This is a genomic window from Marinobacter sp. V032 (genome assembly GCF_052645435.1).
Genome location: NZ_JBQXYE010000001.1, coordinates 417099 through 436834, shown reverse-complemented (window position 1 = coordinate 436834; position 19736 = coordinate 417099). Strand labels below are relative to the sequence as shown.

18 protein-coding genes are annotated in these 19736 nt (G+C 56.2%); 10 read left to right on the top strand and 8 right to left on the bottom strand.

From position 1 onward, the window contains the following. The first annotated feature begins 46 nt into the window (after nucleotides 1–46). Genes ACUN9X_RS01995 through ACUN9X_RS01985 form a run of 3 tightly spaced genes read left to right on the top strand, consistent with a single transcriptional unit; the run spans nucleotide 47 to nucleotide 4602 of the window. Nucleotides 47–3607 carry a response regulator gene (locus ACUN9X_RS01995; RefSeq protein WP_445472030.1) on the top strand — a complete coding sequence of 1187 codons (3561 nt, stop codon included), beginning with the start codon at nucleotides 47–49 and terminating at the stop codon, nucleotides 3605–3607. Nucleotides 3608–3612: 5 nt separating this feature from the next. After that, nucleotides 3613–4143: a hypothetical protein gene (locus tag ACUN9X_RS01990; RefSeq protein WP_260037192.1), complete on the top strand. Its 531-nt coding sequence runs from the start codon at nucleotides 3613–3615 to the stop codon at nucleotides 4141–4143. 45 nt (nucleotides 4144–4188) lie between these two features. After that, on the top strand, nucleotides 4189–4602 hold the full coding sequence (locus ACUN9X_RS01985) for a response regulator (RefSeq protein ID WP_445472029.1): 414 nt from the start codon (nucleotides 4189–4191) through the stop codon (nucleotides 4600–4602). A 120-nt stretch (nucleotides 4603–4722) separates the two neighbouring features. Here ACUN9X_RS01985 and ACUN9X_RS01980 read toward each other — a convergent pair whose 3' ends face one another. Then, nucleotides 4723–4992, bottom strand: coding sequence for a hypothetical protein (locus ACUN9X_RS01980; RefSeq protein WP_260037189.1), 270 nt, complete (start codon nucleotides 4990–4992; stop codon nucleotides 4723–4725). 973 nt (nucleotides 4993–5965) lie between these two features. Between ACUN9X_RS01980 and ACUN9X_RS01975 the strand changes: the two genes are divergently transcribed. Then, nucleotides 5966–6211, top strand: a complete 246-nt coding sequence (locus ACUN9X_RS01975) for a hypothetical protein (protein WP_445472028.1) — start codon at nucleotides 5966–5968, stop codon at nucleotides 6209–6211. Nucleotides 6212–6246: 35 nt separating this feature from the next. Here the strand turns inward: ACUN9X_RS01975 and ACUN9X_RS01970 are convergent, their stop codons facing one another. Next, entirely contained in the window at nucleotides 6247–6780 is a 534-nt protein-coding gene (locus ACUN9X_RS01970; protein WP_260037185.1) for a 3'-5' exonuclease, read from the bottom strand. Nucleotides 6781–6948: 168 nt separating this feature from the next. Here ACUN9X_RS01970 and queC point away from each other — a divergent pair, with 168 nt between their 5' ends. Then, a complete protein-coding gene (gene queC, locus ACUN9X_RS01965) occupies nucleotides 6949–7614 on the top strand; it encodes a 7-cyano-7-deazaguanine synthase QueC (protein ID WP_445472027.1) in 666 nt (221 codons plus the stop codon). Next, nucleotides 7614–8285 (top strand): 7-carboxy-7-deazaguanine synthase, encoded by a 672-nt coding sequence (gene queE, locus ACUN9X_RS01960; RefSeq protein WP_445472026.1) that lies wholly within the window; start codon nucleotides 7614–7616, stop codon nucleotides 8283–8285. The genes queC and queE overlap by 1 nt, the downstream gene beginning before the upstream one ends. Before the next feature lie 27 nt (nucleotides 8286–8312). Here queE and yfbR read toward each other — a convergent pair whose 3' ends face one another. The 5 genes from yfbR to proV form a co-directional block, all read right to left on the bottom strand. After that, the gene (gene yfbR, locus ACUN9X_RS01955) at nucleotides 8313–8909 is read right to left on the bottom strand and encodes a 5'-deoxynucleotidase (RefSeq protein ID WP_445472025.1); all 597 of its coding nucleotides are present in this window, start codon (nucleotides 8907–8909) and stop codon (nucleotides 8313–8315) included. A 30-nt stretch (nucleotides 8910–8939) separates the two neighbouring features. Then, complete coding sequence (locus ACUN9X_RS01950; RefSeq protein WP_445472024.1) at nucleotides 8940–11921, bottom strand: DUF748 domain-containing protein; 2982 nt, start codon at nucleotides 11919–11921, stop codon at nucleotides 8940–8942. Nucleotides 11922–12158: 237 nt separating this feature from the next. Continuing rightward, a complete protein-coding gene (proX, locus tag ACUN9X_RS01945) occupies nucleotides 12159–13148 on the bottom strand; it encodes a glycine betaine/L-proline ABC transporter substrate-binding protein ProX (protein WP_445472023.1) in 990 nt (329 codons plus the stop codon). Between the two features lie 36 nt (nucleotides 13149–13184). After that, complete coding sequence (gene proW / locus ACUN9X_RS01940) at nucleotides 13185–14318, bottom strand: glycine betaine/L-proline ABC transporter permease ProW (RefSeq protein ID WP_445472022.1); 1134 nt, start codon at nucleotides 14316–14318, stop codon at nucleotides 13185–13187. A 2-nt stretch (nucleotides 14319–14320) separates the two neighbouring features. Continuing rightward, nucleotides 14321–15511 (bottom strand): glycine betaine/L-proline ABC transporter ATP-binding protein ProV, encoded by a 1191-nt coding sequence (proV, locus tag ACUN9X_RS01935; RefSeq protein WP_445472021.1) that lies wholly within the window; start codon nucleotides 15509–15511, stop codon nucleotides 14321–14323. Between the two features lie 354 nt (nucleotides 15512–15865). Between proV and pdxH the strand changes: the two genes are divergently transcribed. From pdxH to ACUN9X_RS01915, 4 genes are all read left to right on the top strand, one after another. Continuing rightward, complete coding sequence (gene pdxH / locus ACUN9X_RS01930; protein WP_445472020.1) at nucleotides 15866–16501, top strand: pyridoxamine 5'-phosphate oxidase; 636 nt, start codon at nucleotides 15866–15868, stop codon at nucleotides 16499–16501. Between the two features lie 43 nt (nucleotides 16502–16544). Then, nucleotides 16545–17150 carry a DNA-3-methyladenine glycosylase I gene (locus tag ACUN9X_RS01925; protein ID WP_445472019.1) on the top strand — a complete coding sequence of 202 codons (606 nt, stop codon included), beginning with the start codon at nucleotides 16545–16547 and terminating at the stop codon, nucleotides 17148–17150. Between the two features lie 68 nt (nucleotides 17151–17218). Then, entirely contained in the window at nucleotides 17219–17545 is a 327-nt protein-coding gene (locus tag ACUN9X_RS01920) for a DUF6482 family protein (protein WP_260037169.1), read from the top strand. Beyond that, nucleotides 17542–17988, top strand: coding sequence for a DUF3429 domain-containing protein (locus ACUN9X_RS01915; RefSeq protein WP_260037168.1), 447 nt, complete (start codon nucleotides 17542–17544; stop codon nucleotides 17986–17988). Before ACUN9X_RS01920 ends, ACUN9X_RS01915 begins: the two co-directional genes overlap by 4 nt. 216 nt (nucleotides 17989–18204) lie before the next feature. Here the strand turns inward: ACUN9X_RS01915 and ACUN9X_RS01910 are convergent, their stop codons facing one another. Beyond that, nucleotides 18205–19647, bottom strand: a complete 1443-nt coding sequence (locus ACUN9X_RS01910) for an aspartate kinase (protein ID WP_445472018.1) — start codon at nucleotides 19645–19647, stop codon at nucleotides 18205–18207. Nucleotides 19648–19736 lie beyond the last annotated feature (89 nt).

Below are 19736 nucleotides of genomic sequence, written 5' to 3'. Positions count from 1 at the left end.
CACCTTATCGAATTAATCCTGCACCTTCCCGCGCGGAGATCACATTTTGCGGTTCCTGGAATTGCGACCGGTATTACAGCGGGCACTCCGTCCGATCGCTGCCCTTTGCGCACTCCTCAGCCTGATCATGTTGCTGGCGGGCGGTTCCTCTGCATTGGCGGCAACCAAGGGTTGTCACGATGCGCCGATCAAGGTGGCGACCGCCGATGAACGCATCGATCTCGCTTATTGCCTCTGGTACATCGAAGACAAGACCGGGGAGCTGGCCCTGTCGGATATCCGTGATCAGAGCATGGGGCTGGTGTTTCAGAAACACGATGGCGGCGTTCTCAACTTTGGCTATACCGAATCTGCCTACTGGACCCGTTTCGATCTGGCCTATACGGGGCTCGAGCCTGCCGAGCGCGTGCTGGAACTGAATCTGCCGCTGGTGGATCACGCCTCACTCTATGTCTACCGTGACGGCATTCTGTCTGATCAGCGGGAGTTGGGTTACACCCGCAGCTGGGAGGATCGGGAGCTGATGGTGCCCAATCCGGTGTTCAAGCTGAAGCTGAATCCCGACGAAGCGGTGCGTATTTATCTCCGGGTCAAGACCACCAATACCTTTCGCCTGCCGCTGACGCTCTGGTCGGCTGATGCCTATGTCGAGAAGGTCGCGGTTGATGAAACCCTGCAGGGTATTTTTCTGGGCAGTATTCTCGCCATGCTGGCGTACAACCTGTTTGTTGCCGTGACCGTAAGGGAGCGAAGCAATATTTACTATGTGTTGTATCTGGTGTTCGCCACCCTGTTTATTGCCACGGAACAGGTGCACGGTCTGCAATTGTTCGATGAGCGGCCCTGGTTCCTCGACAAGCAGTATCTGCAATATCACATCCTGCTGGCCTGGTTCTTTGGTATCCAGATGGCCCGTGGCCTGCTTGAGTTGAGGGAGCGTTCGCCGGATCTCGACAACATCATGAAAGTGGCACTTTACGCCGTGGTGCTCACGTTTGTGATGAGTCTGTTCATGCCCTATCACATCTCGATGGAGTGGACGGTGCTGGGGTCTATCACACTGGCGCTGATGATGATTCTTGTCAGTTACTGGTCCTGGCGTCATTTCAACCCCGCAGCCCGCAGTTACTTCATGGCCTGGACCTGCACTCTCGCCGGCGTCGGCGCCTATGCGTTCACTGTTATGGGCTATCTGCCGTTGAACAGCATGACCTCGCACGCGCCGCAGATCGGCCTGACGGCGCAGATCATTCTGTTCTCGTTCGCCCTGGCCGACCGTATCAAACTGATTCAGGCCGATGCGTTGGGCTGGAGCCGGCGTGCGCTGTCCAATCTCAGCCGTTATCAATCGCTGTTCAATAACGCGGTTGAGGGCATTTTCCAGATGTCGCTGAAGCGGCGTTTTATGGCGGTTAATCCGGCAATGGCGGAACTGCTGGGCTACTCGAATCCTGACGATATGGTACGCCAGGTAAACGATGTCCTGTCGACCTGCTTCGCAGAAGAGTCATTGCGGCGCCGTGTTTTGCTGCAGCTGGAATCAGAAGGCACCGTTAAAGGCGTGGAGTCCCGCTGCTTTACGCTGCAGGGCGATGAACGCTGGTTGAATGTGTCGCTGAATACCGTTTACAACGCCGACGGTGATCCGGAGCATCTTGAAGGCACTTGCATCGATATCACCGAACGCAAGCAACGGGAGCAGATCGAAAGAGAGCGCGAAAACGAGCGAATGGAGAAAGAGCTTGCGCGTAACTCTGCAGAAGCCAAGAGTCAGTTTCTGGCCAATATGAGCCATGAAATCAGGACCCCGCTGGCGGCGATCATCGGCTATGGCGAGACCCTGCTGGATCCGGATCTGGGCAGCGCAGAAAAGCGTAGCAGCGCTGAGGTCGTTGTGCGCAGTGGTCGCCATCTGCTTGACCTGGTGAACGATATCCTCGACCACTCCAAGATTGACGCCAACAAACTGAATGTTGAGATCCTGACCGTTAACCTGCCTGAGCTGCTGGACGAAGTCCGGGCCTTCTTCGAGCCGCGGGCAAGGGAAAAAGGCGTCAATTTCAGTATTGTGTGTGAATTTCCGCTGCCTGAAACCATCCAGACAGACCCTACCCGTTTGCGCCAGATCCTGATCAATCTCTGTGGTAATGCGCTCAAATTTACTGAGAGCGGAACAATTTCGATCTCCGTGCGTTGTCAGCGGGAGACGGAGATGCTGATCGCCCGTGTGGTAGACAGCGGTATTGGAATGAAACCCGAGCAGATCAATCGCCTGTTTGATCCATTTGCTCAAGGTAGCCCGGCCATAGCGCGCCAGTACGGTGGTACTGGTCTGGGGCTGAGCATCTCCCGCCGGCTATCAGAAATGCTGGGCGGCACCATTGAAGTCAGCAGTGTGTATGGTGAAGGCAGCGAGTTTGAAGTCACCATTGCCATCGGCTCTCTGGAGGGGGTCCACCTGTTGCGGGATGCATCGGAGCTGACAGAGCGCCGTCGGTTGTTGCCCATGGTGGCCGCTCCACGGTTGAGCGGGCGTATTCTGTGCGCTGAAGATAATGACGTGAATCGCAAGTTGGTAAACCTGATGGTCATGCGCACCGGCGCCGCCATCGTGTTCGTCAAGAACGGTGCTGAAGCACTTGAGGCGGCCACTCATGACGCATTTGATCTGATCCTGATGGACATCCAGATGCCCGTCATGAATGGTCGGGATGCGACCGCTGCCATCAGGGAAGCCGGCATCAATACACCGATTGTGGCCCTCACTGCTAATGTCATGGCGGAAGATATCGAGGATTATCGACGGGCCGGGTGTACCGGTCATCTGGCCAAACCGATCGACAAACAGCGATTCTATGAAACCCTGGCCCAGTTCCTGACAATCGAGAATGGCCCCGGCGAAATTGAGGAACGTCAGTTCGAAGGGACCGTCCTGGTGGCGGAAGACAACCTGGATAATCGCCAGCTGGTTGAGCATTTGTTGAAGCGGTATGGCCTTGAAGTACTGGCCGCCTCCAACGGTCGCGAAGCGGTGCAGCTGGCAATGGCGAAGACGGTGCATCTGGTGCTGATGGACCGGCATATGCCGGAAATGGACGGCCCTGAAGCCACTGCAATGCTTCGTAAAACGGGCTTCCGACGACCGGTGATTGCCTTTACCGCCGGCAATCAGAGGGAAATCGATGAACTGGTCGATGCCGGTTGTGATGATGTCCTGAACAAGCCGATCGATCAGGGACATCTGGCGGCGTTGCTTATCCGCTATCTGGAGTCCCGACACAACAATGGCGCCGCCAGAGCCGAGCAGGAAGGCCTTCAGGCGCTGGTGAATCAATTTCTGGATGGCTTGCCGGCACGTATTGAGAGTATGGATCAGGCCAATACAGCCGGCGACTGGCAAGCCTTGCAGAGTCACGCACATCAGATAAAGGGCACCGCCGGCGCTATGGGCTATCCGCAGATGACGGCATTGGCCGCGGAACTTGAAGCGGTACTCAAACGTGCCGAGACGAACCGGGTTCCCGAGTTGTTCGATAACCTTAAAACGCAGATGAGGCAGGCCATTACCGATCACCGTGCCTCACCCGAAACACCGACAGAGGACTAACCGTTATGGGTGATAAACACAGCAGTGAACAGTCATCACTCAATACCATGTTCGGAACCTATGCCGACGTATTGTTCGTGCTGTTTCCGTTTCTGGTTATTTTTATGCAGCGACTGTGGGTGGGCGAGCTGGAGGACGTTTTGCTGCGTCCGGACCTGAGCATTGCGGCTGCGATTCTCGGGGGGTTGGCTATCGGCAAGTTTGTATTGGGGCTGGTCGTCAATCGTGAGCTGGGCGCACACAAGGAGCGCATCGTCTTTTTCATCGCGCTTACGTTGTTTCTGGTGCTTGGGCCGTCCATTATCATGATCCTCAGCCTGGTGGGCAGTAGCGACGTTCCGGGCTTTGTGGCGTTTTTACAACCCGTATTGCTGATTGTCTCGATCTCGCTCTACACCACAGCGATCAGTATCAGTAATATGTTGTCCCGGTCCAGGGGCGCTTCGGAGGCAATGGACGTTGACGAGAACCATGATCCCCAGGCGGCTTCAAAGCCGACAGCACTGGTGATACCGCGTCGTACGTCCGGGAGTTGACCTTTGTTGATGGATCACGAACAGATAAACCAAGAGGGATTTAAAATGGAAAATCTGCGGGTCCTCGTTATCGAGGATGAACCGATCATGCGTGAGCTGCTCAAGGATATGCTGTATCAGACCGGTGCCACGCTGGTTGTTGCGTGCGAGAACGCCACTGCTGCCAAGGCCCATTTCGCCGCTGAAAGTTTCCATATCATCATGCTGGATCTGGGATTGCCCGATATGGATGGCCATGAGTTGATGCAGGAGTTCAAGACAAGCAACGACAGCCAGCATATTGTGCTGGTTACCGCTGACGACTCCATCGACAGTATCCAGCGGGCGATCAGTGCTGGCGCCAACGGCTACGTGGTCAAGCCCTATTCAAAAGAAAAGATTCAGGACGTGGTCAATAATTACATCATGGTTCATAGCGACGAGGCCGAGACGCTCAAAGGCCTGACCCGCCCCCACTGATTTCGCATCGACATGCCCCGGAACCTGAGGTTCAGGGGCATACTTCAGCTTTGAGAATGGCAAAGGGCCGGGCCGGAAACCTCCGGCCCCGAACCCTGCGCCCGCCGAGATGGCTTCCGATCAGGCGACCTGACGTGCGATCCACGAGTTGTATCGGGTGGCCAGCGCGCGCACATAACGCGCCTCTGAATCGTCCAGGTTGGCAATCACTCCCTTGAAAATCCAGCCCCGCTCGTATAGGCCAAGCACACTTTGCTCGCTTTCCATATTCACGCGCTGGTTCAGTTTTTTACAGATAGCATCCAGCAGCGGCAGTTTAGCCGGGCGACGAAGAGGCCCCTGGGAAGGTGCTTTTACTTGTGGTCCAGGACGGTACGCTTGTTTTCTCATGACTCTCTCCTATGGCAACTGTTGTGCTTTCCTCGCACTTTCTGCGGAAGCCTTTTCCGGCTCCGGCGAAAGTGACCGAAAGACATAAAAAACCCCGGTCAGTGCAACCGGGGTCAGTCGAGAGACTCTTTGCCCGGTTGCCTGACGGCACCCGGGGAATGGGAACCGTCAGTAAATGGCGATCGCACGCATGGCGACAAAACGCGACACATGCAGGGCTTCTGGGCCTGCGGTCGGCTTTTGTAGAGCAACTGAGAGCTGTCGCATGGGTATCGAAACCTCTGATCACTGCTGATCGTTAGTGTGTTGTGACGTCTGTACGATGGCTTGGCAGATTGAACGCTGGCCATAAAAAAAGCCCGGAATCAGAGCGCTTCCGGGCTTTTTGCCACCGGAAGATTCGCTCCGCGAATCGCCCGGCGAGGGGGATTCGGGAATCAGGTCTTTTCAACAAATACAGGTGCAGTCACTGTCCGGTTACTCCGGGTAATAACCCGTTATTGGCAATTGAATAAGGTAGTGATCGGGGTGACTCTGATATCACTCCCGATATGGCTCAGTCTATCGGGACTGCTGTACTTTGCAAGCCCCTGCGCGGCTCTGATGACCCGCTTTTGGGGCGTCTGCGGCAATCCCGTACAGATATCGCAAGTGCCCATGAGCATAATGGCACCTGTCACGTGTTTACGTTGTGTAATTCATCCTTTTTACCGCTTTGTGGCGGGTGTGATGAATCTCTCCTTTAATAGCGCATCCTTTGGGTGCGCTTTTTTTTTTGCCTTCCGTTTCTCCTCCGGCTGTCTGCTCTCTTCGCCTGATCGCCGGTGTATCGGCTTCTTCGTACAGGCTTCTTCTTACAGCCGGGAGTGGTGTCCGGCATTATAATTCGCTTACTAACTGAATATTCCCAACCGTCTGAAGGATCTGCGGTGATGCCCCAATTAAGCCCGATGAGAGAAAAATCGAGAACGCCATGTCACACGACACCCACAGCAAGACCCAAACAGCCCGCCTGAAGTACCATGCCGTTGTCGAAACGGTACTGATTCTGGCCCTGGCGGTTTATTTTTTCCTGGCAGAAAGCCATATCGTTGGCGATGACATCGTCTTTACTGCGATTGGTGCAGCGCTCATGGTCGTGGCCACTTTCTGGACACTGACGACGACCAGCGACTTGATCGGTGTTGTTGCCGAGCGCCGGAACATCCGCGATCGCTGATCGGGAATGGCGCCACTGGGGAGTTTGATAGTGCGTTAGCGCCGGGCTGTTCGCAGGCCGAGGGGCTGATGTGCGTCGCCTAGACTGACCCGGCGCCAGGTTTCCTGCAGGATCAGGGCATCATTGGCGGCACGATGAACGGGGAGGCCGAGTGACGCAATCACCTGTTGACGCACTTCCGGCCATTGCTGCACCTGATGCGCGCCAAGAATGGACGAGACGGACTCCAGTGTGAAGGCAGCCTCTACCCGCGCGCCCCGAAACAGCCGATGTAGCCAGAAACTATCGAAGGTCCACGCATCACAGTAGACCGGGCCTTTTATCAGTGCGTTCAGTTCCTGTGCGACGTCCTGTATCTGTCGTCCTTCCCGTTTGAGTGTTTCCAGGCTGATCCCGTGGATCGCTTCGGCGCTTTCAGACCAGTCCCGCCAGAGCACATGCGGCGCAATGAGCCAGCTGTGCAATGACCCGTCAGGCATACACACACCCACTTCGATCGGATAGCTGGCTATCAGATCAAGGCTGGAGGCTTCAAAGTCTATAAATGCAGGTGTTTCGGGAACGCTCATACTGCTTATTCTGATTATGTAAGTTGGGAAGGCGGCGCCAGTGACTGCCTCCATGGAGTTTAACTGCCATCAAGGCAGGACGCGAACCCATCATCACAAGGGCCTGTTACAATTCATCCATTGATCGGCGCGCCTGATCGAAAATCATTCTATTCCGAGGTTCCCGCTATGTCCGAGAAAGTCGTGGTCATCTACTCCGGTGGCATGGATTCGTTCACTTTGTTACATCGTGCCCGGGCGGCAGGCCATGAGGTGCATGCGCTGTCGTTCGATTATGGCCAGCGTCATGTGCGTGAACTGGACTACGCCCGACGGGTCTGCAGTGCGTTGTCGATTCCACACAAGATAGTCGATATGACCCAACTTGGCAGTCTGTTGTCCGGGTCAGCACTGACTGACGGTGTCGATGTACCGGAAGGCCACTACGAAGAAGAAAGCATGAAGGCGACCGTAGTGCCGAACCGGAATATGATCCTGCTCTCTCTGGCCACAGGTTATGCGGTTTCGGTTGGCGCCCAGGCAGTCTGGTACGGTGCGCATGGCGGTGACCACGCGATTTATCCGGATTGCCGGCCCGAGTTTGTGGAGAAGATGGATGCCGTGTGTCGGGTTGCCAACTACGAGCCCGTGCGTATTGAGGCGCCTTACATGCAGTCTGACAAGGGTGAAATATTGGCGGAAGGGCTTGCCATGAATCTGGACTACAGCCAGAGCTGGACCTGTTACAACGGCCGTGAGGCGGCTTGTGGCCGTTGTGGCTCCTGTGTCGAGCGGTTGGAAGCTTTCGCGAGCCATGGCCTGCGTGACCCGCTTCCTTATGAGGTGGCGGTCTGATGTATCGGGTAAAAGAAGCCTTCTACACACTTCAGGGCGAAGGCGCTCAGGCAGGGCGCGCAGCTGTGTTCTGCCGGTTCAGCAAATGCAACCTGTGGAACGGTCGTGAAGCGGACCGTGCCAATGCTGTGTGCTCATTCTGTGATACCGATTTTGTCGGTACCGATGGTCAGAACGGCGGTCAATTTGCAGATGCGGCTGCGCTGGCGGATCACGTCGCGGCCTTATGGCCGTCAGATACCGGAACAAGCGATCGCGTTAAACCTTATGTGGTGTGTACCGGCGGTGAACCCCTGTTGCAACTGGATACGCCATTGATTGAGGCCTTCCATCAGCGTGGCTTTGAGGTGGGGGTGGAAACCAACGGCACCTTGCCTGCGCCGGCCGGATTGGACTGGCTGTGTGTGAGCCCGAAAGCGGATGCGAAGGTTGTGATTGAGCGTTGCGATGAACTCAAGCTCGTATATCCCCAGTCACTGGCAATGCCGGAGCGCTTCACAGGCATGCAGGCGCAGCATTTTTTCCTGTCACCCATGGCGTCGCCGGCTATTCCCGAGCAGAGCGCAGATCCGGTTAAACAGAGCAACACCCGTAAGGCCACTGACTACTGCCTGGCCCATCCGCAGTGGCGGCTGACGCTGCAGATGCACAAGATCATCGGGATAGACTAAACCGGCCCTGGCAATAAGCGCGTCCGGTCAGTCGCCTAGCAGATGATCCAGAGGCTGGCTGTAGCTGGGCGCAAACACCTCCAGAAAGTAATGGACCTCCGGCAGCGGATCGGTTTGGAGTCGCTCCATAATCTTGATTGCGGCCGGTTCGAACTCCGTGTTGCCTGCGTTGATCTCAGCCTGGCATTTGAACCAGGCAGACAGCCGGTCCGCTGCCTTGATAATGGCTTTGATGTCGGCAGGCCATTCCGATTCCTTGATGTACTCCGCGAAATCACCCCGCAGTCCCGATGGCAATAAATCGAGCAGCTCATCTTCGGCTTTGTGCTCGACCGTGCTGAAGGCTGCACGCATAGAGTTCGAATGGTACTTGACCGGCGTCGGCAGATCGCCGGTGATGACTTCGGTGGCGTCGTGATAGAGCGCGGCCGTTGCTATGCGATCAGCATTCACCTGCCCGTTAAATTCCCGGTTGCGGATCAGCGCCAGGGCATGCGCAATGGTGGCCACTTCCCAGGAGTGGGTGGCAACATTTTCTTCAATGGCATTACGCATCAATCCCCAGCGGCGAATCCATCGCAGCCGGGAAATGTACGCGAAGAAATGACTGACCGGAGTTGCCATATCGTGGGTAAATCCTGTGTTTTGAAACCCCTAGCGGGCGTCCATGGTAAAGGGCACTATCACCTGAATCTTGTCGGCGGTGGTCACGGTTTTGGCATCCCTCGAGGGGGCCAGCATAAACAGCTGATCGTCGGGAATATTGAACTCCTTCGCCAACCGGTCATGTAGCATCGCGCCTCGCTGTTTTGCGAGCTGGTCGAGTGCTTCCGGTGGCAGCGACACATCGGCGGTCATATCTTTAGCCAGGGTTTCCAGCCAGGTGCCATCGTCCAAACGTTCGTTGCCGGTTTTGCCTGCTGACTGTTTGAGGTTGTCCAGTGCAGCCTGACCTTGTTGCTGGCTGTACTGGCTCTCGAGCGCCGTAATCCGTTCCCGGATACTGGCGTTGTCTCTGAGGCCGACCTTGTTGAACAGTTTCTGACTTTTGAGGCCGAGTTCATCCAGTTCCGGTGCCACAGAGCCCCTGACGTTCAACAGCAGCTGCGAACGGTCGGACAAGGCTTTGGCCAGCAGTTCGAACTTTTTCTCTTCACCCGGAGCCAGCCGGGCCTCGCCGGGTACAAATGCCATTTGCCCGAGCTCTTCACCTGAGAAACCGGCCAACTCGGCGACCGAACCCAGCACATTGAATGGTGATGTGGCGACCCGTGCGAGCAGGTTCACAAAGGTGCGCATGACCACCCGGCCCACCCGGAATTCCGGATCATCGAGATCGCCCTCAATCGGCAGATCGATATCGATCACACCATCACCATCACGCAACAACGACAGCCCCAGACGAACCGGAGCATTGACCGCTTCCTCGCTCTGGACACTTTCGCCAAGCGCAAGCTGGTCCATGATCACCCGGTTATCGGCCTTGATATGACTGCCGGTGATGTCGTAATCCAGATCCAGTTTCAGCTTGCCGCTATCGACGCTGTAGCCGACGTAGCGACCGAAGTAGGGTGACAGGTCAGACATCGCCAGGTTGTCGGCATTGAGTTTGAGTTTGGTGGTGTCCTCCTCGCCCAACGTGCCGATCGAGCCGGTCACGGCCAGGCTGCCCCGCTCGCCCAGTTTGCCTTTGAGGTTGATCTTGCCTTGCTGGGGCGAGATATTGCTCAAGCCTTCGATATTTCCTTCCAGCGCGCTGAGACGGGTACTGAACACCGGTTCGATGCTGCGGTCGACAAAGTCGAAATCACCATTGGCAATGTTGATATCCTGAATGCGGAAAATGAACTCGGGCTGCTGTTCATCTGTCGTTGGCTCGTCGGCCGCTGCTTCAGTGGTGTTGGCTTGAGGTGTGGCGGTATCGGCCGATTCTGCGCCACCTGTGATCTGGTCGATGTTGGTCGTGCCGTCCTTGAACAGCACGATATGGCCTTTGGGGTCCGTCACTGTTATTCGGCCGATTTCAAGGCGTGCCGGATCCAGATTGTATTCAATGGGCTGGGCGACTACTGAGCGCCAGGCCAGCAGCGGCTCGTTGCTGCCCGGGCGTGACAGGGCCAGGTCATTGATCTGGCCGGAGCCATTGAAGGTGCCGGTGAGCGTCGGAGTCTGGTCATCCAGATCAAGCTTGCCGTTGACGGTTAACAGGCCGTTGTTGAGCTTCAGGTCCGCGCTGTCCTGCACATAAGGCTCGAAAGGCGCCAGGGCGATTTTGTCCAGTGCCAGTGACGCTTCAAGTGTAAAGGGCGACAGGGTGGTCTGGCCTTTAACCGACAGGGTGCCCTGTTCGCCGGTCTTCAGATTGAGTTCGTAGGGAACAGGGTCCTCCTGATTGCCCTTTAATTGACCGATTTCGATATTCAGGTCACTGACGCTGAGGTTGGCTGGTGTGGCAAGGCTGTTGTCCTGCCAGTTCAGCTTGCTGTCGGCCAGGGTAATACTGTTGATGTTCCAGCGGAATTCGGGGCTGTCGCTCTCTGGTTCACCTGCTCCGGCGGCGGGTTCTTCGGGTTCCTGTTCGCTTTGAGCATAGGGTTGCATCAAATTGATCGTGCCATCCTCGCTACGACTGACACTGCCGTCCAGGCCGCTCAGAGCAATGCTGTCGATCGAGAGCGCGCGTTCGGTCAGGCTGAAACCGATGTCGCTCACCGCAAGGGAGGCCAGTTTGGCGAAAGGTGTGTCCGAGTCCGCCAGGCGTGCACTGATGTTCTTGATGCTCAGTTCGCCGTTACGTGTCTGGAGATCAAACTGCTCACCGCCGTGCATGGCGTAGTCCGTTTTCAGGGACAGGCTGCCGTTATCCACTACATAGGGGGCGTATTGTTCGGCGAAATGCCAGAGCGTGGAATAGGTAATATCGGTCAATTCAACGCTGCCGTTCGAGCGGAACGGACGCAATGCCATCGAGCCTTCCCACTTTATCTGTTGCTTGTCGATCGCGGCCGACAACTGGTAGTCGCTGTCTTCGCTGCCATCATTGAAAGTAGCGAGGTCGTTCAGGTCCAGGTTGAGGGGCTGAATATCGAAGGTCTGATTTTTGTCAGTACTGAAATCCCGGAACCGGATGTGGCCTTCCTGTAGCGCAATTTCATCGAAATAGACACGAAGTGGCGAGTCGTCAGCGGTATCGTTCGGGGCATCTTCCGGCGTGTCATCCGAGTGACGGCTGTTCCAGTCCTTGGCCAGGTTGATGCCGTAATCCTGCAGCAGGTCGATACGGGTGAAGGGCCGGACCAGCGTGATATTTTCAAAGCCGACAGTACCGGTGAACAACTTGAAGTAGGCGACGTCAGTGTGCAGCTTCTCGAGAGTGACCACGTCTGTGCCGGTGTCATCTTTGGCTTTAAAGCCGGTCACATCCAGCGTGAGCAGAAAGGGATTGAAATCGATATTGTCGATGGTGGTCTCCCAGCCCATATTCTCTTTGAGCATGGGGGGCAGGTTCCGTTCAAGCCACCAGGGAACGCCAACAAATCCGACGATGACGTAGAGTACAAATAATAGCGTGAACACCAGCGCGAGCCAGAAGGTCAGCATGGTATACAAAGGCTTGCGTGTATGGGGGTTGGCCACGGAACACTCCTTGTCAGCATCGTGCAGTAAGGATAGCCGGCAATGATCGCAGGATTCGCGTTTTTAACAGACGGGTGTCCGAGCGGATTCACGGCACTGCATGGCTGAGCACAGTCGTTTTGCAATACATTGTTAAGGATAGTCTGACAGGTGGGTCTGTGTCACCGCAGTGTCGTGATCAGGGTGCGCAATGCGGGATGGGCCGGGCGCCGATATTCGGGTGCCCGGCCATTGGGATTACTCTGCTGCGTCACGTGCAGCTTTCAGCCAGTTGTCATAAGTCTCGCGGTGACTTTTGATCCATGACTGGGTGTGGGCCATGATCTGTTCCTGCGAATCTTCGCCGTCACGGATCTTCATGTTCTGGGCGCTCACGTCGTTAACCGAGAGCTCCATGACCTCAAACAGCTTGGCTGCCGCCGGATTGGCTTTGGCAAATGCCTTGTTGGCAACAATCCGCTCACTGTTGATTTCGAACCCATAGTTCTTGCCGTTAGGCAGCTTGGTATCGGCGCCATTGGGGTTGGACGAGAACGGCACTTCCAGCCAGATCACATCTTTACCCGGCACCAGGATTCCCGATACCCAATACGGCGTCCAGGTGTAGTAAAAGATCGAATCGCCGTTCTCGTAGCGGGTAATGGTATCCGAGATGATGGCCGCGTACTGGCCTTGCTTGTGGGTAATCGAGTCGCGCAGCTCAAATGCATCAAGCTGGTGCTCGATCACGCCTTCGCAGCCCCAGCCTGCCTGGCAGCCGGTTAGATCGGCTTTGCCGTCACCATCAGTATCGAAGATCTTGGCGATTTCCGGATCCTTGAAGTCTTCGATGTTGTCGATGTCGTATTTTTCGGCGGTTTTCTTGTCGATCAGGTAACCCTGGGCAGCACCGTTGATGTAGTTGCCCTTGCGGTAAAACTTGTCGTCACCCCCGGCGTTCTTGTACATGTTGTTGTGCAGCGGATACCAGTTGACGGCCATATAGGTCGCATCGCCGTTGGCGATTGAGGTGTAGCCGGCGCTGTAATCCACTTCCTGGATGGGCTGTACGTCATAACCAAGGTCCGTCAGGGCCTGGTTCACCAGCATGGTCTGGAAGGTTTCTTCCGCAATCGGGCTCTGAATCGCCTGGACGCTGACGCCCTCGCCGGGCATGTCCTGGGCCTGGGCGCCAAAGGCGACGCCGCTCGCCAGCACAATGCCGGTCAGTGTTTTTTTCATCGTCATGCAATTCTTCCTCTTTTTTATGTCGAGTTATTTAGGTCACGCGTCCCTGTTCTTGCTCACCAGCCCATAAACTAATCCGACCGGGCCGGATTGGTACCAGTGACGGGTTCCTCTTTCCCTTGAGTCCCGGCCCAAAGCCTGGGTCATGCGATCCAGGATGATGGCCAGAATAACGATGCCGATACCGCCCACCGTGGCGAGGCCGATATCGAGCCTGCCGATACCACGGAGCACCATCAGGCCCAATCCGGGTACGGCAATCATGGAAGCGATCACCACCATCGACAGGGCGAGCATCAACGTCTGGTTAACGCCGGCCATGATGGTAGGCATTGCCAGCGGCAGCTGCACCTTGAAAAGCAACTGCTGCGGGCTGGCCCCAAATGAGCGAGAGGCTTCAACAAGATCCGATGGCACCTGTCGAATGCCCAAGTTGGTCAGGCGGATAACCGGTGCTACCGCAAAAATAATGGTCACGATGACCCCCGGTACATTGCCGATGCCGAACAGCATGACAATCGGTACCAGATAGACGAACGCCGGTGTGGTCTGCATGGCATCCAGCAGAGGTCTGACCACCCGGGCAATGCCGTCACTCTTGGCCATCCAGATGCCGGTAGGAATACCAATCACCATGCAGAACATGACCGAGGTGATAACCAGCGACAGGGTTGTCATTGCCTCGTTCCAGGCACCGATTGCCCCCATCGCGGTCATGCCGATGACGGCTGCAATGCCGAGTCGCCGACCGGCAAGCTGCCATGCCAGCAACCCGAAAAGCGCAATCATGATGATCGGTGATACGCTTTGCAGAGTGGCGTCAAAAACGCCCAGAGCAAAGTCCACCGGCTGTTTGATCAGTTGGAAAAAGACCCGGAAATTGTCGACGATCCAGTCAATGCCGTGTTCGACACCCGTTTGGACATCGAACCACTCCGTGTTGAATGGTTCCAAGACAGTGTTTTGAACTGTGGCTACGGCGTCAGAATTGTCGAGCCAGCTCTCAGCGCCGGTGTTGGTGCCAGCGTCGGGTGTCGGACCGGCGCTGCCCCATGGGTCGCTCGCGGTGCCGCCACTGCCCTGCTGCGCGGAGGCATCAGCCCAGGGGTTTGAAGCGGTGTCACCGGTTGTGGCGTTGTCGCCGGTTTGCGGATTGTTTTCTTCAGCCATGATCAGTCTCCGTCCCGGTCGAGCGCCTGCAACAGCACGCCTCGTGAAATCACACCCAGGTAATAGCCTGCGTCATCGACAACCGCCAGACCGCAAGGGGCCGTGGCGACTGCGCCCATGATGTCCGTCAGCGAATCGCGTCCATTGAGCGGTGTGACATCGGGCAACAAGGCATCGCTGACACGACCGCCTTCACGTTCGGTCTGCAGGAGCGAGTCCATGGATACTGTGCCGTGATAGGTCTGGTCCGGGCTGACGACGTAACCGAAATCCCGTTCGTTCTGGCGCAGTCGCTCCAGAGCCGCGGTCACGCCGGCACCTTCCCGTTCGATGACGGTTACCTGTTTACGGCGGGCAATATCGGCTGCTGTGAGCACGCTCGACACATTGACGCCGCGGAAGAATGAGCGCACATAATCATCAGCCGGATTCTTGAGAATCTCGTCAGGGGTGCCAACCTGCACCACCCGGCCGCCTTCCATAATGGCGATACGGTCGCCAATGCGCATGGCTTCGTCCAGATCGTGGGAGATAAACACCACCGTGCGCCGGGAATCTCGCTGCAGCTTAACCAGCTCATCCTGCATCTCGGTGCGAATCAGCGGGTCGAGTGCTGAAAAGGCTTCATCCATCAGCATGATTTCAGGATCGTTCGCCAGTGCCCGTGCCAGGCCGACGCGCTGCTTCATACCACCAGACAATTCGTCAGGGTAGCTGTGTGCGTTGGCTTCCAGACCGACTTGTGCCAGTGCGCTCAGCGCTCGTTTGTGCCGTTCTTCGCGGGGAATGTTCGACAGCTCAAGGCCAAAGGCGGCGTTGTCGATCACATTCATATGGGGCATGAGCGCAAACGACTGGAAGACCATGCTCATGCGGGTGCGACGCAGCTGGTTGAGCTCTTTACGCGACAGCGCCGAGATATTCTGGTCGCCGACCCAGACTTCGCCGGAGGTGGGCTCGATCAGTCGGTTCAGTAGCCGCACCATGGTGGATTTGCCGGAACCGGACAGCCCCATAATCACGAAAATCTCGCCTTCGTAGATTTCAAAAGAGGCGTCCAGAACGCCAATGGTTTTGCCGGTACGCTCGAAAATTTCTGCCTTGCCTATGCCCTGATCTAACAGTTGCATGGCCTCTTCCGGGTTATTGCCGAAGACTTTGAAGAGGTTTTTTACAACGACTTTTGGCTTCATTCCTGGGGAATCCTGGCGGCGCTAGCCTGAATCTTGTTTTCTTTGAGTGTAGTCAACATTTACAGCTGTGAGGCGCTTGTCTGCGCAAGTCGGGCGCGATCACCTGTTTCACGCTAACAAAGCGCTTCGCAGATTGACAATAAATATGTCGTTTAACTAATCAGAACAGTTGAGCCTGATGTCCCGATCTGTCGTAAACAGTCGTGGGTTTCGGGTGATACCTGCAAAAGGTTGTTGAGAGCAACGCAATGGCTGTGCCAGTCTGCTGTTACTATTGGGTGATTGCCGCCTGGTCAGGTCTGATCATGAGTCGGGTCAGCACCATTCGGATATCGGCTAACGTGAGGAAAATAGATGGATATCAGTGATATGCGCCGGGATTTCGAGAGCGACGGTCTGGACCGTGACGCCCTCGATGACAATCCGGTGAAGCAGTTTGAAATCTGGTTCAATCATGCCCGTGAAGCCGGCGTACTGGAGCCGAATGCCCTGTCATTGGGCACAGCTCAGGCTGATGGGATGCCCGGATTACGAACGGTATTGCTGAAGTATTTTGATGACAATGGCTTCGTCTTCTTTACCAATTACGGCAGCCGCAAGGCCAATGAACTTGATGGCAATCCGCAGGCGGCCATGCTTTTTCCCTGGATTGCCCTGAACCGGCAGGTCATTGTTCAGGGCAAGGTGGAGAAAGTCAGCAAGGCAGAGTCGCTGCGGTACTTTGCATCCCGGCCGCGGGGTAGCCAGATTGGCGCCTGGGTGTCAGACCAGAGTCAGGTCATTACTTCGCGAGGGTTACTGGAGCAGAAAGTGGCGGAGATCAAGCAGCGATTCAGCGACGGTGACGTCCCCTTGCCTTCGTTCTGGGGCGGGTATCGGGTTGTACCCGAGCGCATTGAGTTCTGGCAGGGGCGTCCCAGCCGGCTGCATGATCGCTTTGAATATGTGCGCGAAGGTGATCGGTGGCGGATCCAGCGCTTGCAGCCCTGAGCGGTCTCTACATTAGTGACGATGTGTCGGAAGGAGCAATGGAATGACGGTTGATGGCGAGCGTTGCGGTTGGTGTGGCACAGATCCCTTATATGTGGACTATCACGATCATGTCTGGGGGCGCCCGGTGTCCGATGATCAGACGCTGTTTGAAAAGCTGTGTCTTGATGGTCAGCAGGCGGGGCTGAGCTGGATTACGATTCTCAGGAAGCAGGCCAGCTACGAGGCGGCTTTTGACGGCTTCGATGCTGAGAAAATTGTGCGTTACGACCAGGCGCGTATCGAGAGTCTGCTGCAGAATCCGGGCATCATCCGTAACCGGCTGAAAGTGGAGTCCATTATTCGCAATGCCCGTGGTTTTCTGGCATTCAGGGAGCAGGATGAATCCTTTTCAGAGTTCCTGTGGGGCTTTGTGGGTCACCGTCCTGCACAAAATGCCTGGCCGTCGATGGCGGATGTGCCGGTCTATACTCCGGAGGCCGAGGCCCTTTCGAAAGCCCTCAAGAAGCGCGGGTTCAACTTTGTCGGGCCGACCATCGTTTACGCCTTCATGCAGGCCGTCGGCATGGTGAATGACCACCTTGATGGATGTCCGGTGCGCGAGCCCTGCGCCCGGATGGCGGAAGGTCTGGATTTTCCTGTTCGCTGATTCTTTTCTGATCTTTTAAGCATTGGCAGTCGTAAGTCCTCCCGGTTATTTAATTGGAGGGCTCAATCATGCGTATGACGCTTGACGAGCTGCAATCGCTGGAGAATCCCCGCATCGCACTACTCGAGTTACTCTCGCTGGAAGGTCAGTTCTATATTGCGCGTCTGCATTTTGAGACGCCGCCGGACGACCATGAGGGCACGTTGCGGGTGCTATCGGATAAGAGTGGTAACACCGTGTTGTTTAAAAGCGCCTGGCAGGCTCAGAGTGCGCTGGAAGAGCTCAGGGTACTGCGGACCGATGTTGTTCACGCATCGGCGTATCACGAAATGGTGGGGCTTGGAGAAGAGCAGCCCGAACCTATGCGTATCCCGGTTCAGGGGCCACGGCGATGATTGCCGTCGCCCGACTTGCCACTGCGATTGGTCTTGCAGGACTGATTCCATTCATCCTCGGCGCACTCAGCGTGCTGCTTTTTCCGGAGGCCGAGGCGCTCTGTATCGAGCTTTTTTATACCTACAGCGCCGGCGTTCTGGCGTTTATGGCCGGTGTGTACTGGCCGATTGCGCTGCAACTTGAAGATCGCTGCTTTCCGTTGTCGCCTGTTGTCACCCTGATCATCAGCCAACTGTTTTTCGTAACGGCCGGCTTGTCACTGCTACTGCCGTTGGCAGGTCAGATGGTGGTTTATCCGCTGGCCTATATCGCACTGTATATTGTGGATGCGCGCTGGATGCGGATTTACTGGCCGGACTGGTACCGCAAGCTGCGGCTGGTGTTGACGGTTGTTGCCTGCGTTTGTCTGGTGACAGTCGCGATAGCGCTCGGCTTACGTTAATACTCGGGGACGAGTGCAGATCAATTTGGCCTGACGTGTGAAGTATAAAGGGGAGGCCAGAAGGGAAGGTTGATCGGGTACCGCCTGAATTTCGCAGTTCAGGCGGCCCGATCAGGGAGGCAAGACGTCCTCCATTATCGAAGCCCGAGCGACCGGTTCCGGCTTCGACAACTCGTTATCCCCGGGGTTGCCGGGGGTACGCTGACGTTGCCCGGATCAGGCGGCAACGATGGCGTATTCGTGGTTATGTGGCTCGATCAGTGTGGCGTGCAGCTTGGCGATCGCTTTTTCGTAATGATCTTCATCAATCACGAACTGCATATCCACCTGGCGCATACACTGGTGCAGAGCCAGCACGCTGATCTCTTCTTCAGCCAGTGACGTCACAGTCTTGGCCAGAATGCCCGGAACCTGCATGTCACTGCCGATAGCAGACACCAGCGCCACTTTACGGGTAGAGATTTCTGCGTTCGGGAACTCTTCCTTCAGTGCCCGGACCACACGCTTCACGTGCTTCAGTGTGCTGTCCGCATAATGGGTGATGGTGTTGGCGTTGGTGTCCTTGCTGATGCAGCGGATCTTGAACCGTGCCAGTACATCGAGAATCCGGCGATCGGAACCCGGGTCACCCTGCATGTCCTGATCAAACACTTCGATGGCAAATACACCCTTGCGACCGGCGATGATTTCCACCTGTGGCTTCTCGCTCACATAGTCGCGGGTGATGAGCGTACCGGTATGTTCCGGCTCGAAAGTGTTCTTGACCCGCAGCGGGATATCATTCTGGCGCAGCCCCTTTGCCGCCCGTGGGTGGATTGCTTCCATACCCAGGTTGGCAAGCTGGTCAGCGACGTCATAGTTGGTCCGACCCATCGGTACCACTTTATCTTCACCGACGATCTTGGGGTCAGCCGAACTCAGGTGGTATTCCTTGTGAATAATCGCTTCACGGGCTTCGGTAATAACCGCCACACGGCTGAAGGTCATTTCACTGTAGCCGCGATCGAAGGTGCGCATCAGCCCTTCCTCACACTGGGCATAGCCGGTACAGATCGGCATTTCCCGGGTTAGGTCAATGCTGTCAAACGCCTGCTTCAGTTTGGCATCCAGCGGCAGTAACTCGTTATCGCGCCACCCGGTCAGATCGACGAAGCGGGCGTTGATGCCTTCAGCCTGCAGTTTGAGCGTGGTGTTGAATGCACTGTGTGCTTCACCGATACCGGCGAGCATCTCACGCACTGTCAGCAGGTGTTCTTCGAGCTGGAACTGACCGTAGGAGCACAGACGCTGCAGGTCGATCAGGCAGCCACGGACGCCTTCCACGCGGTCCATAATGAACTGGTCGGCCTGCTGTTTGAGCATCGGGTCATCAAACAACTGCTTGTTGATGTCGATCAGGAACTGGGTCAGTTTGGTGAGGTCGTCCCCCCAGGCCCAATCTGACTCGGCATCTGCAAACAGGGCGTAAACGCCGGGCTCGCCGGTTTTCTTGTGCTCCAGCAACTCGTCCGTTACGCCGCTATAGGCGGATACCACAAAAATGCGTTGGTACAGTTTGTCGGCGCTGCGATCGCCAACAACGATATTGTCACGAACGGCGGTAAAGTCGCTCATGGACGTACCGCCAATTTTCTCTACTGTATGGTCTTGGCTAGTCATGATCCTGGTCTTCGGTCGCTTGAATGGGCGCCGGGAGTATTCTGAGCGGGAGAGCCGCTTGCGCCACCTGGCGTCCCGGCCGTTGGCTG

What these genes read in the sequence shown, in the direction of transcription:
- ACUN9X_RS01990 (WP_260037192.1), top strand. Translation starts at nt 3,613, where the DNA reads ATGGGTGATAAACACAGCAGTGAACAGTCATCACTCAATACCATGTTC.
- ACUN9X_RS01985 (WP_445472029.1), top strand. Translation starts at nt 4,189, where the DNA reads ATGGAAAATCTGCGGGTCCTCGTTATCGAGGATGAACCGATCATGCGT.
- ACUN9X_RS01980 (WP_260037189.1), bottom strand. Translation starts at nt 4,992, where the DNA reads ATGAGAAAACAAGCGTACCGTCCTGGACCACAAGTAAAAGCACCTTCC.
- ACUN9X_RS01975 (WP_445472028.1), top strand. Translation starts at nt 5,966, where the DNA reads ATGTCACACGACACCCACAGCAAGACCCAAACAGCCCGCCTGAAGTAC.
- ACUN9X_RS01970 (WP_260037185.1), bottom strand. Translation starts at nt 6,780, where the DNA reads ATGAGCGTTCCCGAAACACCTGCATTTATAGACTTTGAAGCCTCCAGC.
- queC (WP_445472027.1), top strand. Translation starts at nt 6,949, where the DNA reads ATGTCCGAGAAAGTCGTGGTCATCTACTCCGGTGGCATGGATTCGTTC.
- queE (WP_445472026.1), top strand. Translation starts at nt 7,614, where the DNA reads ATGTATCGGGTAAAAGAAGCCTTCTACACACTTCAGGGCGAAGGCGCT.
- yfbR (WP_445472025.1), bottom strand. Translation starts at nt 8,909, where the DNA reads ATGGCAACTCCGGTCAGTCATTTCTTCGCGTACATTTCCCGGCTGCGA.
- proX (WP_445472023.1), bottom strand. Translation starts at nt 13,148, where the DNA reads ATGACGATGAAAAAAACACTGACCGGCATTGTGCTGGCGAGCGGCGTC.
- proW (WP_445472022.1), bottom strand. Translation starts at nt 14,318, where the DNA reads ATGGCTGAAGAAAACAATCCGCAAACCGGCGACAACGCCACAACCGGT.
- proV (WP_445472021.1), bottom strand. Translation starts at nt 15,511, where the DNA reads ATGAAGCCAAAAGTCGTTGTAAAAAACCTCTTCAAAGTCTTCGGCAAT.
- pdxH (WP_445472020.1), top strand. Translation starts at nt 15,866, where the DNA reads ATGGATATCAGTGATATGCGCCGGGATTTCGAGAGCGACGGTCTGGAC.
- ACUN9X_RS01925 (WP_445472019.1), top strand. Translation starts at nt 16,545, where the DNA reads ATGACGGTTGATGGCGAGCGTTGCGGTTGGTGTGGCACAGATCCCTTA.
- ACUN9X_RS01920 (WP_260037169.1), top strand. Translation starts at nt 17,219, where the DNA reads ATGCGTATGACGCTTGACGAGCTGCAATCGCTGGAGAATCCCCGCATC.
- ACUN9X_RS01915 (WP_260037168.1), top strand. Translation starts at nt 17,542, where the DNA reads ATGATTGCCGTCGCCCGACTTGCCACTGCGATTGGTCTTGCAGGACTG.
- ACUN9X_RS01910 (WP_445472018.1), bottom strand. Translation starts at nt 19,647, where the DNA reads ATGACTAGCCAAGACCATACAGTAGAGAAAATTGGCGGTACGTCCATG.